Genomic DNA, 16,739 nt, shown 5'->3' on the forward strand with positions numbered 1-16,739 from the left:
TTCGAGAGAGCGGATAGGGAGGGTGCGGATCGAGTGGCGCGGGTGCGTTGGCGGAGTTCAGACGAGGGTCATCGCGGTCAGGGCGAGATCGTCGAGGTTGTCGGCGCGGTCGGGGTCGGGGATGGTCTGGGAGTAGCTGGTGACCGCGTTGGCGATCCCGGCCGCTGTTAGCTGCCCGCCGGCGATGAAGTGCGACAGGATCCCCGAGCGTTCGTTCTCGGTGAACCCGAGCTTTTTCGACATGACCTCGAGGGTGCGTTCGGGCTGGGTCACTGGTGTCGCGGCGTGACGTTCGAGGTCGGCGACCCGCGCAGCCAGGAAATCCGGGGACATCCACTCGCTGACCTTGTCGCGGGTCTCGGCGGTGATCACGGCCAAACGTTTGCGCTGGGTGTCTTGTGACCAGGTCCCGCCGACCTCGAGACGGTCCCCGACGTGGCGTTTGGTGAACGCGAACAACGGCAGAGTCAGTCCGTTGCCGCAGATCTGGACCATCAACTCCGGTTTGATCGTGACCGCGTGATGACCGATCTCGGAGTTGGAGAACCGCAGCCCGGCGAACACGACCGGCTCTGTGCCGGGCCGGTAGCCTTGCCCATCGCGGGCGGCCATGCGGCGCCCGGACTCGATCGGTCCGGCGGCACGGCGGCGTTCGGCTTCCAGATCCGGGTTGGCGAACGGATTGCGATAATTCGCCAGGAACGTCGGGGCCAAGGCCCGGATCTTCGGGGAGTACACCTTGCAGTGCATGGAAGTATCCGACAGATCACAGGAACGGACCTTCACATCGGTGTCGGCGGCACGGATGCCTTCCAGCACGGCGGTGAGGACATCGAGGTTGTCGATGATGCCGTAGCGATCCGACAACACCGCCCGCAGCAAGCCCGGTTCGTTCGGGTTCCCGGAGGTGAACAACCGCAACAGAAACGACCGCTCATCGGGTCCACCGGGCAGACGCGGATCCAGCGGCCCGTGGAGCAATCCGTTGACGTTGGCGTCGTAGAGGTCGGTGCGCTGCTCCTGGCGCAGCCACTTCAAGTAACCGGCGGGGATCTTCAGCTTCGATCCCAGATGCGAGTCCGCCGCGGCGGTCGGCCGATACAAGCCATCGACCGGGGTGAAGCCCCGCTCATCGAGCACCGGCTCCACCCCCGACAGTTCCAGCAGACCATCGCTGGCGCGCAGGGCCGACGCCGGAGCCAGGACGTCGAGCTTGGCGGCCTGCTGATCGTTGAGCCGCGCGACCAGATCCCCCAACTCGGCGTGACGGACAGACGAGGTGATCAACATAAGCGGAAATCCCTTCTCGGACAGACGGATACGACACAGGACACGAGTTGTCGGCCTGCGTGCGGATGGGGTGCGATGTCAGTTCTGTGCCCGCAAGGTTTGGAGCAGAGCCCAGGAAGCGTTGACATCGGCGCGGGCCTCGGTCAGGCGCTGGTAGGTGCGCTGTCGGAGCGCGTCGACGGCGTCGAGGGCAGTGGTAACTTCTTCGCGGCGTCGGTGAGCGCAGGAGTGCCGGTAGCGGGCGGCGCGCTCGTCGGTGAGGAATTCGTGGGCGAGCGCGATGACGGTGTCGGAGACGAGATCACGCCGATCGGTGTCGACGGTGTCGAGGGGATATCCGAGGTCGAGGTGCATACGTCCCGGTTCGCCCAGACATATCGCCGCGTCGGCCCCGCGTCCGGGATCGCCCGGGTGGAAACGTGCGAGCACGCGCGGGTTGCCGAGAGGGTCACTTTCCACGGCCAGTGCGAAGAACCGGGCGACGACCATAGATCGGATCTGGGGTTCCCCGTCCACGATCGGACTGTGTTCGCCCATGTCGAGGAAGACCTGCCCGGAGAGTGGCGCGTCGTCGGTGGCGAAAAGAATGTAGGCGGCGCCGAAGTCAGCGGAATAGGCATTGGTACTGAGGCTGAAACCTGCTGCGGGCATGACGAATCCAGAGCTCCTTACGGAAGCGATCGGTGATGGTGGTGTTCAGCTCGCGCGGGCGGACAGAGCCAACGGTGCAGCGAGGGGGTTCGCGGTGCGGGCGCGGCGGCGACGCGCGATCGCGGTGTCGGCGAAGTCGGTGGTGACGATCTCGGTACGGATCGGCGGCTGATGCCACTCAGAGTCGTAAAAGGCCGTGTCGACACTGCATCCGGGCTCGAGAGTGATGCCCGTGCCCGAGGAAAAGCGGCGGTATTGGGCGTCGCCTCGGCCTTCGTGCATGCCGTCGCCGCCGCTGTAGTGGAACGGGGCAGAGTTCTGCGGGATCAGGAACACCCCGTGCCGCGCGAGATGGGCGGCCACCGCGATCGCGTGGTACTCGAACCGGGGTCCGCGATAGCCGGGCGCGTTGCTGGTGCGGGGGTGGACACCGAACGGTGGGTTGGCGATCGCGGTGTCGAATGGCCGCCACCGTCGCCGCATCACAGCGAACATGTCCGCGCACACCCACGTGGCCTCGGGAACGATCTTCATCCCGGCGGCCACGAACTCGGGGTTGGACTCGACACAGACCAACTCCCGCGCCGGCCACCCGCTGGACTGCTCGTGCGGATTGCGGCACGCGTAGGCGAGTGCACCGATCCCCGCGCACAGATCGATCACCTGGGTACCGACGACATCGAGCGACATACACACCGCCAACCCGGTCGGGGTGAAGAACGCACCGTCGGTGTGGTGGGTGGGGTTGGCCGATTCCTGATAGTGGTTGAGGACGAACAGTTTCTCGTCCTCGGTGAGATCACGGCGAACACCGGCCAACCCGAGGGCCTCGCGATGCGCGGCGGCCTCGGAGCGAGAAAGTCTGCCCATAGCTGAACAACCTCCGGATACAACAAAGACGCCGGTCCCGCACTGCCGCGGCCCGGCGAACGATGGATGTGAGTACGAAACCGGCCCGCTTCTCAGGCTGGTGAACTAGAGCAGCCGGTCCGTGCGCAGTGCCTCGACATGCTGGGCAAGGGTTGTGGATCGGGTCTGCGGCGTCGGTTGTTCGGCCGTTCGCCTCGGTGTCGGGATAGGTCCAGGTTCGGACGTGTTGAGCAACGCCAGCCAGTCCAGGACCTTGCCGAGGGTTGCCGCGGTGATGATGGTGATGCCGTCGACAGTGTCGAGGTATCGGTCGTCGTCGCTGGCAGCGACGACCGCGTAACGGAATCGGGTATTCGCCGCAGCGCGGACGGCAGTGGTGATCACCTCGGGTGGGCCGGGGCGCAGGGTGCCGTCGAGGCCGAGTTCGGCGAAGAACACGATGTGATCGAGCAGTCTGGTCCAGTCCGGGGTGGTTGCCAGCTCGTGGACGGCGACCGCGATCGCCAGGTCGTGCAGTGACTGACTGCGTGAGCCACCGATTCGGTAGAGGTCGAACGCCTCGGACGGGAACCGACCGGAACTGTTGGCCATGGCTGCTCGGACTCTGTCGCGGGGTTCGGCCGCGATCGGTGCGGTCCCGTGGATGTCGGCGATCGGGTTGGCTTCCACGGCAGGACTGGCGGCGATGAGGGTCAACCCGGCGGTAGCGCCGGTCACGGTCGAGGTCCAGGCGTAGTTGTTGATCACGGGGTCTCCTGTTCCGGGGGCGAGCCGGGGCTATGGGCTGGTGTGGCGGTCGAGGGGCGGGGATATGTCTGTAGGGGACGCCCGTGGCGCCAGTTGGTCCAGGTGTCGGCGATATTGAGGCGGTTTCCGCCTGCGGCGACGAGCACGGCATAGGCGTGTCCGAAATCGACGGCGTCACCGGAGCCGATCCCGGCGGCGTCGCACCAGCCCCGCGCGTAGCCGACGGCCTCGACACACAGCCACAACGCGGTCCGGTCATGCAGGGCCGGGTCGTACTGTTCGAACGTCGGTGTCTGATCGTGGGCGGCGGTGGTGAGCTCGGCGGTGATGTCGCCGTCCGCACGCCAGCTGACCCAGGCACGGCCGATCGCGGGCGGATCTGTGCCCTCAGCGAGTAGCGTGCCGACGCCGGTGGCGTACGCATCGGCGAACGCCGTCGCTGTTCGCGCGTCGGCGGTGTCGGGGTGGTCGATGTGGAGAACTCCCCAGACGTAGCCCTCAGCGCGGGCACGGGCCGCAGCGACCCGTTCAGCCAATTCTGAGGCCGTGATGGGCAAGGGGACAGGGTGCGGTGTGGACATGGCCAGATGGCTCCTTCGAATCAGGGAAAATGCCGCAACCACCCAGGCATCGCAGCGCGCTGCGGCGGGGTGGATCAGGCGCAGAGCGGGAGATACGCGCGGGCCTCGACGAGAACCCGGACCTGGTTGTGGATTTCTTCGGGCCAGCACACCGGCCCCGCAAGAGCGAACTCGGTGACCGGCAACTCGACAGGCTCGCCGTGCACGCGGCCGGATTCGCGGCGTTGGGCTCGCACACGTACGACCCCTGGGTCGCTGATCGGCTGCGGTGGTGTGGTGTACCAGTGGGGCGGGTGCGCCCAGGCCGCGGCGTATTCGATCCCGTCGATGTTCCATTCCCACCGTTCGGCGGTGAGGCCGCGGTGGTGGTCCACTCGTGTTGTGCCGCTGCGGCGTTTCGGTCGCGGCGGTCGCGGGTCGGCGTCGAGGTCGGTGAAGATGTCGGCGAAGCGTTCCTGGGCTTGGGCCTGGCTCATCACAGCGGTGATGTCGATGTAGCGGACGGGGTGATCGGTGGTGATGTCCCGGCGACTCGACACCTTGGCCGCGATAGTGTGCAGAACCAGCCTGGCCGACGAGGTATTCACCACCGACACCGATTTGGGGTTCACGCGGGTGATCTGGTGCCACGGCGTGCCACTGATTCGGACGAAGTCCCCGACCGTGAAATCCTCGCGGCCCCACCCTGGCGTCAGTCCTTCGTCGATCTGGGACTGACGGATCCGCTTCCAGTAGGCGATCTGATTCTCGCGCTCGGTCATGCGGTCGAGCACCCGCGACCGGTGCTCGCCGGTAGCGGGGGAGGTGGTGTCGGTGTAGAGGACGCGGCCGTCGTTGTCGAGGAAGCGGCGGGTGTGGCCGTCGAGAGCGCGTTGATCGCCGCGTTGTTCGGCCTCGAGGGTGTCGATGCGATTGCTGACCGTGCGCGGGCCGTAGCGGTGCTCGGTCGTGTGCGTGGCGGCGTCGGCACGGTCATGTGCGTGCTGTGCGTCGCGACCAGCCTGTATCGAGCGCCCCCACGCCGTGTCGGCGCGCTCGATCGCGCGGCGATGTCGGTGTTCGGAGTGATGACCGATCTTGATGGGCTCACCGCCGGGCGGTAACGACTCGTGGGCCCGCCGGTGCGCGGCGTCCGCCGCAACGGCCTTCGCACCCTTGCGAAATGCCTTGTTCTGCAACGCATCAACTCTGTCGCTTTGGCGGGAGGCGCGGTCGGCCTCGGCGTCCTCGGTGGCCCGCGCGGTGCGGTCGATGGACAACTCGACGGTGTAGCCGGCCTCGCGCAGCTTCTCGGCGGCGTAGTCGATGTAGTACTGCTTGGGTTGGCGATCGCGAGAAGACACCACGATCCAGCAGTCCACGCTCCGGGCCCACCGCCAGTGCCCGACCGCGCCGCGCACGGCCGACATGACTTCGTAGGTGCCGTCGCCGCGAACGGTGCCCTCCAGCAGGGTGCCTCGCTCGGCGGTGTGGGAAATCGTGACCACGGTCATGACCGAAACCTCCTTCAGCAATGCTCTAATGCGCACTTACGCATTGATTGGATTGGGCGGTTCCGCTGGGGAACAACCCTCGAAGGGTGTGTCAGTGCGGGGATGTGTGGGTGTGCACCAGCAGGTATTCACCGGCTGCTGTCGGTGTGAGGTCGATGCGGGTGAAGTCTTCGACCGCGGGTCCGATCCACTCCGCGGTGTCGCCCGGATTGTCGGTGTCGCCGCGCAGCCAGGAGCCGAAGTCGTCGCCGATGTCGAACAGTCGACCCGTTTCCGGGTCCTCGACGCACAGACGCCGGGCATCCCCATCGCGGATCAGCAACAGTGCAAGTCCCGTCGCGTTGCGGATTTGGGTGAGGACAGTGACGACCGTCTCGGTGGGTATGGCGTCCAGGGCGGTGACGTCCAGGCAACCCTGGAAAACGGTGGGGGCGGGGAACGGGCACAACGTTCGGGTCAGCGCTTTCCGGCGCGCCCCGAACGCCGCGAAGACCACCTCGTCCAGGGCCTCGTAGACGGTGGAGCCCTTGATCGCGGTACGGATGAGTCGCAGTTCAGCGGCGGTCAGCGGGCCGACCAGCATGCCGAGGTCCGACACCGCGATCACCGGCGCTGTCTGCCGCGCCAACACGAGAGGCTCCGGCGTGGTGACGGTGGCATGGTCGGAGGTGGGGTCGTCGTCGTAGCCTCCGATTTCGAGATAGGCGCCGGTTGTAGTGGCTGTGCGTGGCGGGAGTTCGACCAGGGTGAGTCCGTCCTCGTCGATCCCGACGTGTCCGGTCGGGTCCAACGTGGCAGCCCACGCCAGCAGTTCGGATATCTTGATCACGATGTACCTCCAGATAGGTTGCGGGAAAACAGATTTCGGCCATCAGCGGGCCCATGCCAGCGATTGTCACGAACTCATGCTCGCGGTGGCGTGCGTCGAGTTGGTGGTCGCTGAAGCGGGAAATGCGGTCGTGACGGGGCCGCGCAAACCGCGCCGATCACCACGCTGGGTAGTGGTGGCGAGGCGGGGTTGTCAGGCGGCGCGCGCTGTCCTGGAATCGCAAAACAGTTCGGCTCGGTGTTCGAGAGTCAGCAGTGCCGCGTCGGCGTGACCGTGCCACCGGGTCTCGAAATTCAATCGCCGTTTCTCGATCACGGAATCCGGTGCGGCGACGAAGAATTCCTCCAACCGCGGAAACTGGGTCGAGGGCGGAGCCAGCCACAACCGGGTGTGCTCGCCATCGGTACGCAGCGGTATCCGTAGATGTGTGGCGAGGCCGGTCAGCAGTGCGGTCGCCTCGGCACGGTCTGCGCGGTGGACGATCTGAATACAACGCCATGCCTTGCCCGGTGCGGTGTAGCAGCGTCGCACCCGGTAGACCGCCCACCGGCAGCGCTCGAGCGCCGCGTCGGCCAGGGTATGGACCTCGACCGCGCCGTCGGTGCGTAACCGGTCTCGCAGGGATTTGTTGGGTCCGAACAGCCCGGTGCGGTGGTTGAGGGCCAGGCTGGTGTACTCGTCGACGAGATGCTTGTAGGACTCTTGCGGAGCTGCCCGGTAGCGGGCGAGCTGGTCAGGCCAGCTCGGCACTGATACGAAACAGCATTGGCGGCAGCATGATTTGGGCCACCAGACACCGAACAACCCGTACAGGTATCCCTGAGCTCGTTCGCGGCTCCATCCTGCCTCGTGCAATGGGTAGATCGGGTTGCGGCGCCCACTCATGGTGACCGAGGTGTCACGCTCGATCCGGCGAGTTTCGTTGTAGTTGAACCCAACCGCGTGGGTATAGGGGAGGTGACCCAAATGTGTTGCCCGCCAAGCATCGAGGGGCTGGCCTTTTGCCTTGGCCGAGCACGATCGCCCTGCCAGAGTGGGCATCACCCCATTGCCGCGGTGCTCGGCCGACAGCGCGTAGAAGCCGTGCTCGTCTGCGTCGGGGTGCAATCGGGTCGGGGTTCGGGTGTCCTGTAGAACCACGATCCCGTCCGCGACCTTGGGTCCGGCGCGGGCAACCTCGACCAGACGCACCCGCCGTGCGGCGAGCAGCGGTAGCACGTGTTCGGCGACCAGGTCGCAGGTCGACGTCCATTCATCACCGGTCTGAGCGACCATCACGATCAGATTCGATAGGTCTTCCCGTAACTGCGGTGGCCGGAAGCCCGGATCCAGCAGGGTGCGCACCACCCCGGCCGCGCTCTCGACACCGAGACCGAAAGACCAACATACCGGGGTCGCGCTACCGAAAAGCGAAGGCAGCGCGAATAGTCCGTCCGCGTATTCCATGTGATCAGCTCTCCTTCTATTACTGGCACGCGAGCCCGGAAACCATCACAGTGCTGGCAGGGCGCGAGGACACGGCACGGTTGTCGGCAGGCACTCGGACGACTTCGTGCGCGGCACGGGTGTGGCTCGTTGGCCCGTGGGCGGTGATCAACCGGCAAGGCGTCAGCGAGTGCTTATCGCGACGGGTTGCGGTTGTCAGCAGGACGAATCGATAGCTGTGTCCAGCCATTCGTCAGTCAAGGCGAGGCGGAAGTGAAACGAGAGGTCCGCGGCCATGGTGGTGGTGATGTGCAACCGGTAGGTGTCAGTCCAGGTGCGCAGCTCGTCCCCGGTGACGGTGAGTCGATGTTGGGCCTCGGGATCCAGTGTTTCGAAATGGGTGGCGTAGTCGGCGAGGCTGCCTGTGTAGAGCGCGCCCGCGTACTGCCAGAGATAGCGGCGCGGTTCACCGTGCAAGCACAGGTCGAGGTGGCGGACATGGACTCCACCGAGAACCGACTCCGCGGTATCGGGGCACTGACAACGAACAGCCGCACCGACATTGCGTTCGACAACAGTGACGCCGTTGAACCTGATCCGCACCGGGGCCATTCGCGCCTGGTCCGCAACGGTCATCTCGACCACCAACACACCCGGATCCACGCGGCGGTCAGCGATCTTCAGCAGTGGTGTGTGCTCGTTGGTGAGAACCTGCATGCAGAACGTTGTATTCGGGCCTGGGCCAGTGGCCATCGTGGCCGCCTTTCGGTAGTCGAGGTGAGTGAGGACGCGCACGACCGTGGACGGCGCGCACGTCCGGCGTAGTCATGGGGGCGGCACACGTGAGCTCAGGCTGTCAGTGGCGTTCGCCCGGATTCTGTTGGAGCGGCCAGGCAAGGAAGGGCGCTGCTCGCGGAGGGGTGGAAACTGCTACGACCGAGGGGCCGAAACCGGACTCGCAGATGGTCTTCGGTGGTAGATCTGGGCTTCGGATTGCCAGTGTGTGTCAGCGCTCGATGGGGCGGCGCGCGTGCAGGAGCACCGTGTCCACCTCGGTGCCGGAGGTGGTGAATGCCCCGGCGGGCAATGCCTCGTGAGCGCCGTGTTCGGTGATGAATTCCCTTATCGCCCGGTGGTCGCGGTCGGTGCGGTGGGTGTAGTTGCTGGGTGCGAGGGCCAGCATTTGTCCGCCGTCGTCGAGCAGGTCCCAGGCGGTATAGAGGTGGTCCATCCATACCGTGGCCTGCCCTGGCAGGGCGAACGGCGGGTTCATCACCACGCCCGCGTACCGGGTTGTGGCTGTGGTGGCGAATTCCTCGAAACTGGCGATCACGACGGTGACCCGCGGGTCGTAGGCGATGGCCTTGGCACGCTCGCGGTCGGGTTCCACGGCGGTGATCTGCACCGACTGGTTGGTGGCCAGGATCGCCCGCACCAGCGCGCCATCACCGGCCGAGGGCTCGAGCACGTGCGCGCCGGGCGCAAGAGCGGCGATGCCCGAATGCTGTCCCGCGACGAGGTGGCGGGCCAGCGGCCCGGGTGTCGCGAAGTACGCCTGCAACACTTTCCTGTCGGTGTTGGGGGTCGTGCCGCGCGCCACGGCCCCAGCGACGGTCTCGCTGGGGTCCTCGGGAAAGACGTGGGCTTGTGCCCGGCGGTTCCATTTTCCGCCCATGGACTCGATGACCCTGTTGATTCGTTTGTAGTCCGCGGTACTCAGCTGTTGGGGCAGGAACAGGTTGTTGCCTTCCACTCGGGACTCGGCCAGGATCACGCGAGCGAACTCGGGCACCGGCACCGACGTTCTCACAGCCATCGATGATCACCTTTCACATAGATATGACAGGGGCAGCGGACGATGAAACTTGCTGAGGCCGTACAGCATTCGCAGAAGGTCATCCCAGGCCGTTATGCGATCCACGCGGGTGGCTGCGGCCACCTCCCGTGGTCGACGCTGGGGACGACAGATCAGCGGAGTCAGTAGCGGTCGTCGATCTCACTGAGCGGCCGATGAGGTATGAGTTCGCCGCCTTCAAAGTAGATCTCGATCGCGGTCAGGATCCGCGCGAGCACCGCGGCGGGCCGCTCACCCTGTCGGTAGGAGCGCTGGTGCACAACCGGCGAATTAGCGGGTGTTCGTTGTGATATCGACGCCGAGGGTTCGTGCGACCTCGTGTCCACCCTCGGCGAGTTGGGTGAGCTCGTGCGGCGGGATGCCCTCTCGCAGTGCGGTTCCCAGCAAAACTGCTATCTGATGGGTGGGATCGGCACGTAGCGCCTCGTCGATAGCGATCCCGGCCAGGACAGTGTGTCCGCCGCAGTACGAGCTATGGGCGAACAGGACAGTGGCCCCGGCGCGGTCTGTGCCAGTGGTGGCGCGCGCCAGGTGCTGCCACATCATGTGCGCGGAAACGCTGTGCGGGGTTGTGGTGAGAGCGAACATGATGTCGCGAATGGGCCTGTCACGCACGACCGCGGCCAAGGTGGCCAAGTCATCGGCCGTCGGAGGGTTCGCCGTGACGGAGTCGATCTGGTCTAGCATCCATTCAGCGGCATCACGTCGGTGTTCGTCGCTACGGCCATCACGAATCGCTGCGTCTCGCTCGTCTCGACATCGGGCGAAAGCTGCGCCGATTGCCGCCGCAACTTCGGTGACAAGGTCGGTATCAGGTGCGAGCGAGTCGACGAGTTTGTCACGGGAGCAGCGGATTTGGGTGTCGTCGAGAACGTCGGCGAACGCGATCTGTCTGGCAGCTGGGTCCTCGGCTTGGCTATGGCCCTCGCCCACCAGCAGATCTCGGTATGGGGCTTCGGGCGCGATGGTTTCAACGAACCACGCATTGCTCAAAGGGATCGACAGGTCGCGTAGTGGTTGCAGGACGTGATCAGAGTGCTGCACCGCGCCTGGACGGTCGTCGATGACCACAGCCATTGTCGCGACAGCATTCTTGCGCAGGGCGATCGATGCGACGGTGGCTGTCAGGTGCGGGCGGAGGTGCTCGTCGGTAGCAGCGTCGACGTCGAAGCGGATCATGGGTTGGATCGACTGAACGGCCGGGTGGTCGGAGTGTTCACTCGCGGTTGTCAACAGGGCAACGACCAGTGATCTGCTGGGTAGGAAACCGAATATCGCGGGTATCGCGGCGATCAGCTCACCAGGAGTGTCTACCCGGCGCGGGGCACTGTCGCCGTCAGTCCCGTCGGAATTGGCCTCATCATCGGAGTCCGGGTCGGCGGGTTCCTCGCTCGTAAGCACGCGGAGTTTCCTTTCGTAGATTGTGCCGGTGGGAATCGGTATGGGGCGCAACGAGTGTCAGAGGGGTAGCGGCGGTGCCGATCTCAGACCGCAAATCGCCAACCGAAGCGGGTCCGGCTCTGGAGTGGCTGGCCAGCTGAGTGCCGTGCGACGGTGTGCATCTCGTGCTCAACAACCCGCGAAGTGGGCTTCTGTCTCGGATCTGAAACAGATAGATGAGGGAGGCGGTTGCGGATCGGACGCGGCGTACCGTCGGTGTGGGGGATCAGCAGCCTGGCCGCGATACCTTTGTGGAGGTCATTTATGTCATCGAGCCGTCCGCCCCGCTCTCCCCGCGCAGCGCGCTCACCCGAACTCATTGATCGGCTGGAACGCAGCCGCGAACGAGTTCGCAAGCGTCGTGAACGCGCGCGAGAGCGAGAACGCGTAATCGCTGGCGCCGTAAAGCGTTACCTGGATGCTTGGCAAGCGATCACGCTGCGGGAAACCGAACGCGACGCCGCGATCGACGGGCTCCGCCGCCAGATCAGCGATATCGAAAACCGTGCGGTCGAAGACATCGCCGGACTACGCGGTGACCAAGCGGGAGCCGCGGTCACCATCCGCGAGCAAGGACAGACCGACGACGATATCGCCGACCTGCTCGAGATCGGTGTGAAGCAGGTTCGTCAACTCATCAGCTTCGCGCGACCCCAAGTGCCGCCGCAGTCAACAGCGAAGCCCCAACTGTCTGCCATCGTGACTGGATCGGAAACGACGATTCGGAACTTGGGGTTGCGCGAGCCCGCGACCAGCGACGACGCAGAAGACTGATGTGGGTTGGGCGGCTCCGCTACCTATCCGCCGTCTACGCCATCAGAGTTGTCGATCTCGGCGAGAACCGCGGTGACAATGGCGCGGTTTCCACCACGCTCGATGAGGCAAGCAAGAACGCGGCCACGCTGCGGCCGAACTGCGGCGCCGCCGCACGCATCCGGACGTGCTCACCTACTGCACGGTGGAGCTGTTGAAGAAGAGCAACTTCCACGCCGCGCTGGAAGCAACCAAGGGTGTGTTCGACCGACTGCGCACGATGTCCGGGCAGACCGGCGACGGGGCGAAACTCGTCGACGCGGTGCTGGCACTCGGCGCCACGGGCATCCCGAAGGTCGCTATCAACAGTGGCCGGTCGACGACCGATCGCGACGAGCAGACCGGGTTCGCGGCCTTGCTCAAAGGGTTGAACAGCATGTAGCGCAACCCCACCGCGCACGACCCGCGAGCGCTACGAGCCTTTCCCGATGACGATCTGCTCAAGCTGCTCACGATGCTGTCGATGGTTCACCGTCGCCTCGACACCGCGATCGTCAAACCCTGATCGCCGAACGTCGCGAACTCTCGACACCACTGATAGGTGGCCCTGAGTCGGCGCCGGTTCTCAGTGTTCGGATCTCCGCCGGCGACTCGAGTGGTCCCGGGACCGTCATCGTTTGGTGAGCGAGCCAGCGTTCGGTGTCGATCGCTGCGGCACAACCGGATCCAGCGGCGGTGATCGCCTGCCGGTAGCGGTGATCGACGAGGTCACCCGCAGCGAACACTCCAGAAATCGAGGTTGCTGTCGAGTCCGCGGCGACAGTGACGTAGCCGCTGTCGTCGAGGTCGACCTGGTCGGCGACCAGCGCGCTGCGCGGTTGATGGCCGATCGCGACGAACACGCCGGTGACCGGCAGCTCGCGAGTGTCTCCGGTGGCGGTGTCGGAGATGGTCAGGCTGGTGACGGTGGAGCCGCCGTTGACCTGGTGGACTGCGGTATTGGTGAGGAAGGTGATCTTGTCGTTGCCGCGGGCTCGGTCGAGCATGATCTTCGAGGCTCGGAAGGTTTCGCTGCGGTGGATGACGGTGACGGTGCGGGCGAACTTGGTCAGGAAGATGGCTTCTTCCATGGCGGAGTCGCCGCCGCCGATGACGGCGATGTCGTGGTCGCGGAAGAAGAAGCCGTCGCAGGTCGCGCAGGAGCTGACACCGCGACCGAGTAGTTCTTGTTCTCCGGGGATGCCGAGGTAGCGGGCCGCAGCGCCCATGGCGAGGATCACCGCGCGGGCCCGATACCGGGTTCCGCCTGCGACGATGGTCTTGATCGGGTCGTGCAGGCGCAGCTCCTCGACGTCTTCGGTGCGCAGGTCGGCGCCGAAGCGTTGGGCTTGTTCGCGCATTTCGATCATCAGGTCAGGGCCGGTGATGCCGGTCCGGAAGCCGGGGAAGTTCTCGACTTCGGTGGTGGTCATCAACGCGCCACCGAATTGGGTGCCTTCGAAAACGAGTGGCGTTAGCTCGGCGCGGGCGGTGTAGATCGCGGCGGTGTATCCGGCGGGGCCGGATCCGACGATGATGACGTCGTGGACGCGGTCGTCGTCGATGATGGTCGGCGTGGCCGAGTCGGTGCTGGTGGTCAGGGTGATCCCGAGGTCGGCGGGCATGATTCAACGCTCCTGAAGAAGAGTTTTCGACGCGGTGACGTCGGTCAGATGATGCGGTGCTGTCGCCCATCCTTGAACATTTGATATATGTCAGTCAAGATTGAGTCAATGAACATTGAGTGTGATGAGACACTGTCGCGTCGTGTTGCTGTGCACGCAGCGTTGGCCGACCCTGCCCGGCTGCGGATCGTGGACGCCCTGGTCCTCGGCGATGCCTCGCCATCGGATCTGGCGCAGATGCTGGGAATACGGTCGAATCTGCTGGCCCATCACCTGCAGACATTGACGGCAGCGGGAGTTGTGACCCGGCAGCGGTCCGAAGGTGATCGGCGACGAACCTACGTGCGATTGCTACCGCGGGGGCTGGAGCCGCTGTCGAGGGCTACATCGTTGATCGCGCGGCGCGTGGTGTTCGTGTGCACGGCGAACTCGGCGCGTTCGCAATTAGCTGCCGCGCTGTGGTGCCGCGGCAACGAACTGCCCGCCGCATCGGCGGGAACTCATCCGGCCGACCGGATCAACCCCGGCGCGGTCGACGTCGCCGAGCGCCACGAGCTGGCATTGATGTCGGGTGGCCCGCAGCGTATCGACGATGTCCTCACCGAGGGTGATCTCGTGGTGACGGTGTGTGACCGCGCCTACGAGGAGCTTCCTGGTGTTCCGACGCTGCACTGGTCGATCCCCGATCCGGTCGGATCTGTCCAGGTCACCGCGTTCGACACCGCCTACGACGACATCGCCACCCGGGTCGAGAGTCTGGCCCGTCACGTCCGCTGTGCGTGACTCTCGACCCCGCACCGCCCGAGAAGCCGTCTACCGCTTAATGCCTATTTCGTTCCTGCCCTTGCTGTTTCGCGTCGCAGCCGCATCCAGCTGTTTGACGAGCCTTCGGGCATCGCGCCCGACCCCACGCAGTGACGCCGACGACAAACTGCGTTGCCATTCCAGACCGAGGTATCCCAGACCAAGGTGGGTGGTCGAGATTCCTTTGCGGTGCATCGGCGTGCCGGTGTCGTCGAGTGCACCGACGTTGCCGAGGTAGGACAGGTTCGGGCGGTAACCGGTGGCGAGGATGATCGTGTCGACCTTGCTGCGGGTACCGTCCGGCCAGATCACGGCGTCGGCTTCGAGACGGGTGAACATTGCCCGCGCCACGGGTTTCCCTGCGGCTAGCGCGCCACGGTAGCGGCCGGTGTCGAAGATCGGCGCGGTGGGTGGTTCGCTGATCAGGTGGCCGATGGGCAGTGAGTCCAGGCCGCTGTTGATGAACCAGAAGTGGATGTCTCGGCCGAGTGGTCGTTGGGGTACGAACTTGACCGGGGTGCGGCTGGCCAAGGTCACCGATGCGGTCTCGGCGAGTTCGGTGGCGATCTGGACTGCGGAGTTTCCGGCGCCGACCACGATGACCCGCTGACCAGCGAAATCCGCGGGTGACCGATAGCGGCTGGCGTGCAGGATATTCCCGGTGAAGTCGCCCTGGCCGGACAGTGTTGGGGTGTTCGGGGTTGCGAATCCGCCTGTGGCTGCGATCAGCCGTGGGGCGGTGTAGGAGTGGCCGGTGTCGGTGTGTGCGGTGAACAGGTGTCCGTCGTGGTCGACTTCGGTGACGGCCCGGGAGGTGTGGATGTCGGCGGTGACGGTGTCGGCGTAGCGGCGCAGGTAGTCGACCACTTCGTCGCGGTGCGGGTAGCGGTCCGGATCGCCGGGGAACGGAAGACCGGGTAGGGCACTGTATTTCGCGGGTGAGAACAGGGTGAGGCTGTCGTAGTAGTGCGGCCAGGAGCCGACCGGCTCGGGCCCCGTCTCCACGACCACGGTGCGCAGGCCACGTGTGCGGAGGTGGTGCGCGGCTGCCAGACCGGATTGGCCTGCGCCGACGACGACGGCGTCATAGCTCGAATGCACGAGGGGATCCTTTACAAGACAAAGAGTTGCGACGGGCGCGGCATGGTCGCGACGGCGGCGAGCGCGGCTACTGCGGCGATGCCGGCGAGGACGAAGTAGGTGCGGGCGTAGCTGCCGGTCCAGGTCATCAGCACGGTTCCGCCCCACGGTGCGAGCGCCATCACGATCACCATGGGCGCGGACAACAGGCCGTTGAGGCGGCCGTAGTGGGTGGCGCCCCAGCGATCGGTCACGGCGGTGGCCTTGACGAGGGTCATGATGCCGCGGACCAATCCGGCACCGATCGAGATGGCGATCAGAGCGAATACTGTCGTTGCCCAACCGGTCAGTGCCGTCGCTACGGCGGTTGCCGCGAAGACGCCGACGATGCGCCCGCGCGCGGTCGTGCGGGTGACCAAGGGCAGGTAGCCGATCCGTCCGAGAACCTGCCCGGCCCCGCCCAATCCGAGGGTGAGCGCAGCCAGTGTGGGGGAGAACCCGCGTTCGATCAGCAGCGGAACAAGGTTGAACACCGCAGCGAAGGCCGCGAACGCGCCCAAACTCGAGGCGAGGACCAGTATTCCGAACGCGGGACTGCGCGACACCGCGCCGTGGTCGTCGTCGGCGGGGGACGCAGCGATCGGCGGGTTCGGCCACGGGCCGGTCAATCCGAACAGGTGAGCGGGGATCGTCACGACCGCTAGGACGACGACGAGCGTGAGATAGGTTGCGCGCCAGTCGGTGCTCTGCACCAGCGCAGCGGTGAGTGGGGCGAAGACGGTGCTGGCGAACCCGCCGGATAGGGTGAGGATCATCAGCGCTTTGACATGGTCGGCGCCGAACCAGCGCGTCAGCGCCGCGAACGCGGGCGGATACAGCACCGCTCCCATCGCGACGCCTGCGGCCAACCACCCGGCGAAGAACACCGTCGGGTTCGGTGCCAATGCGACAGCGATCAGTGCGGGTACTGCCAAAACCGACCCCGCGGTCATGATCATGCGCGGCCCGAGCCGGTCGATGACGCGGCCGACCGGGATTCCGGTGAGCGCGGCGGCGAACTGGCCCAGCGAGAACGCCGCGGTGATCATCGGCAGCGACCACCCGGTATCGGCCGAGATCGACACCGACAGCACAGGAAACGCGTAGTACAGGATTCCCCAGCTGGTGATCTCGGTCAGGCAGAGCGTGATCAGAACCCGCCGACGCAGACCGGGCTCAGTCGACCCGGTCTGCGCGACGATGGTGGTGGTCGACACT

General features: G+C 65.6%; 17 protein-coding genes. 3 read left to right on the forward strand and 14 right to left on the reverse strand.

Translation table 11 applies throughout. The annotated features are described in order from the left end of the window. Positions 1–57: 57 nt before the first annotated feature. The 11 genes from ACLJPD_RS22860 to ACLJPD_RS22910 form a co-directional block, all read right to left on the reverse strand. Entirely contained in the window at positions 58–1,290 is a 1,233-nt protein-coding gene (locus tag ACLJPD_RS22860; RefSeq protein WP_410874762.1) for a hypothetical protein, read from the reverse strand. Positions 1,291–1,368: 78 nt separating this feature from the next. Then, positions 1,369–1,941 (reverse strand): hypothetical protein, encoded by a 573-nt coding sequence (locus ACLJPD_RS22865; RefSeq protein ID WP_410874764.1) that lies wholly within the window; start codon positions 1,939–1,941, stop codon positions 1,369–1,371. 45 nt (positions 1,942–1,986) lie between these two features. Continuing rightward, positions 1,987–2,811: a methyltransferase gene (locus ACLJPD_RS22870; RefSeq protein ID WP_410874765.1), complete on the reverse strand. Its 825-nt coding sequence runs from the start codon at positions 2,809–2,811 to the stop codon at positions 1,987–1,989. 105 nt (positions 2,812–2,916) lie between these two features. Next, entirely contained in the window at positions 2,917–3,558 is a 642-nt protein-coding gene (locus tag ACLJPD_RS22875; protein ID WP_410874766.1) for a magnesium chelatase domain-containing protein, read from the reverse strand. Beyond that, complete coding sequence (locus ACLJPD_RS22880; RefSeq protein ID WP_410874767.1) at positions 3,555–4,139, reverse strand: hypothetical protein; 585 nt, start codon at positions 4,137–4,139, stop codon at positions 3,555–3,557. Before ACLJPD_RS22880 ends, ACLJPD_RS22875 begins: the two co-directional genes overlap by 4 nt. A gap of 74 nt (positions 4,140–4,213) precedes the next feature. After that, the gene (locus tag ACLJPD_RS22885; protein WP_410874769.1) at positions 4,214–5,632 is read right to left on the reverse strand and encodes a DUF3560 domain-containing protein; all 1,419 of its coding nucleotides are present in this window, start codon (positions 5,630–5,632) and stop codon (positions 4,214–4,216) included. Between the two features lie 91 nt (positions 5,633–5,723). After that, on the reverse strand, positions 5,724–6,461 hold the full coding sequence (locus ACLJPD_RS22890) for a hypothetical protein (RefSeq protein ID WP_410874771.1): 738 nt from the start codon (positions 6,459–6,461) through the stop codon (positions 5,724–5,726). 192 nt (positions 6,462–6,653) lie between these two features. Further along, positions 6,654–7,907 carry a hypothetical protein gene (locus ACLJPD_RS22895; RefSeq protein ID WP_410874772.1) on the reverse strand — a complete coding sequence of 418 codons (1,254 nt, stop codon included), beginning with the start codon at positions 7,905–7,907 and terminating at the stop codon, positions 6,654–6,656. Positions 7,908–8,102: 195 nt separating this feature from the next. Further along, positions 8,103–8,603 (reverse strand): hypothetical protein, encoded by a 501-nt coding sequence (locus ACLJPD_RS22900; protein ID WP_410874773.1) that lies wholly within the window; start codon positions 8,601–8,603, stop codon positions 8,103–8,105. Positions 8,604–8,892: 289 nt separating this feature from the next. After that, entirely contained in the window at positions 8,893–9,702 is an 810-nt protein-coding gene (locus ACLJPD_RS22905; RefSeq protein ID WP_410874774.1) for a hypothetical protein, read from the reverse strand. Positions 9,703–10,011: 309 nt separating this feature from the next. Beyond that, positions 10,012–11,142 carry a DUF4192 domain-containing protein gene (locus ACLJPD_RS22910; RefSeq protein ID WP_410874776.1) on the reverse strand — a complete coding sequence of 377 codons (1,131 nt, stop codon included), beginning with the start codon at positions 11,140–11,142 and terminating at the stop codon, positions 10,012–10,014. A 303-nt stretch (positions 11,143–11,445) separates the two neighbouring features. Here ACLJPD_RS22910 and ACLJPD_RS22915 point away from each other — a divergent pair, with 303 nt between their 5' ends. Together ACLJPD_RS22915 and ACLJPD_RS22920 are read left to right on the forward strand one after the other, a co-directional pair. Then, the gene (locus ACLJPD_RS22915; RefSeq protein ID WP_410874778.1) at positions 11,446–11,955 is read left to right on the forward strand and encodes a hypothetical protein; all 510 of its coding nucleotides are present in this window, start codon (positions 11,446–11,448) and stop codon (positions 11,953–11,955) included. 166 nt (positions 11,956–12,121) lie between these two features. Next, positions 12,122–12,376: a TIGR02391 family protein gene (locus ACLJPD_RS22920; protein WP_410874779.1), complete on the forward strand. Its 255-nt coding sequence runs from the start codon at positions 12,122–12,124 to the stop codon at positions 12,374–12,376. 112 nt (positions 12,377–12,488) lie between these two features. On the opposite strand, the gene trxB is transcribed toward ACLJPD_RS22920, so the two are convergent. After that, positions 12,489–13,598 carry a thioredoxin-disulfide reductase gene (gene trxB / locus ACLJPD_RS22925; RefSeq protein ID WP_410874780.1) on the reverse strand — a complete coding sequence of 370 codons (1,110 nt, stop codon included), beginning with the start codon at positions 13,596–13,598 and terminating at the stop codon, positions 12,489–12,491. 108 nt (positions 13,599–13,706) lie between these two features. Here trxB and ACLJPD_RS22930 point away from each other — a divergent pair, with 108 nt between their 5' ends. Beyond that, complete coding sequence (locus ACLJPD_RS22930) at positions 13,707–14,381, forward strand: helix-turn-helix domain-containing protein (RefSeq protein WP_410874781.1); 675 nt, start codon at positions 13,707–13,709, stop codon at positions 14,379–14,381. Between the two features lie 30 nt (positions 14,382–14,411). Here the strand turns inward: ACLJPD_RS22930 and ACLJPD_RS22935 are convergent, their stop codons facing one another. After that, positions 14,412–15,503 (reverse strand): flavin-containing monooxygenase, encoded by a 1,092-nt coding sequence (locus tag ACLJPD_RS22935; RefSeq protein WP_410874783.1) that lies wholly within the window; start codon positions 15,501–15,503, stop codon positions 14,412–14,414. An 11-nt stretch (positions 15,504–15,514) separates the two neighbouring features. Next, positions 15,515–16,738, reverse strand: a complete 1,224-nt coding sequence (locus ACLJPD_RS22940) for an MFS transporter (protein WP_410874785.1) — start codon at positions 16,736–16,738, stop codon at positions 15,515–15,517. Between the last annotated feature and the right edge of the window lies 1 nt (position 16,739).

Origin of the sequence: Nocardia sp. A7 (assembly GCF_046549215.1) — a bacterium.
In the GTDB taxonomy this organism is placed as follows: Bacteria; Actinomycetota; Actinomycetes; order Mycobacteriales; family Mycobacteriaceae; genus Nocardia.

Excerpts from the sequence above, each read along its gene's own strand:
- trxB (WP_410874780.1), bottom strand. The coding sequence starts at position 13,598 with ATGCCCGCCGACCTCGGGATCACCCTGACCACCAGCACCGACTCGGCC.
- ACLJPD_RS22895 (WP_410874772.1), bottom strand. The coding sequence starts at position 7,907 with ATGGAATACGCGGACGGACTATTCGCGCTGCCTTCGCTTTTCGGTAGC.
- ACLJPD_RS22900 (WP_410874773.1), bottom strand. The coding sequence starts at position 8,603 with ATGCAGGTTCTCACCAACGAGCACACACCACTGCTGAAGATCGCTGAC.
- ACLJPD_RS22885 (WP_410874769.1), bottom strand. The coding sequence starts at position 5,632 with ATGACCGTGGTCACGATTTCCCACACCGCCGAGCGAGGCACCCTGCTG.
- ACLJPD_RS22905 (WP_410874774.1), bottom strand. The coding sequence starts at position 9,702 with ATGGCTGTGAGAACGTCGGTGCCGGTGCCCGAGTTCGCTCGCGTGATC.
- ACLJPD_RS22860 (WP_410874762.1), bottom strand. The coding sequence starts at position 1,290 with ATGTTGATCACCTCGTCTGTCCGTCACGCCGAGTTGGGGGATCTGGTC.
- ACLJPD_RS22865 (WP_410874764.1), bottom strand. The coding sequence starts at position 1,941 with ATGCCCGCAGCAGGTTTCAGCCTCAGTACCAATGCCTATTCCGCTGAC.
- ACLJPD_RS22930 (WP_410874781.1), top strand. The coding sequence starts at position 13,707 with ATGAACATTGAGTGTGATGAGACACTGTCGCGTCGTGTTGCTGTGCAC.
- ACLJPD_RS22870 (WP_410874765.1), bottom strand. The coding sequence starts at position 2,811 with ATGGGCAGACTTTCTCGCTCCGAGGCCGCCGCGCATCGCGAGGCCCTC.
- ACLJPD_RS22915 (WP_410874778.1), top strand. The coding sequence starts at position 11,446 with ATGTCATCGAGCCGTCCGCCCCGCTCTCCCCGCGCAGCGCGCTCACCC.
- ACLJPD_RS22880 (WP_410874767.1), bottom strand. The coding sequence starts at position 4,139 with ATGTCCACACCGCACCCTGTCCCCTTGCCCATCACGGCCTCAGAATTG.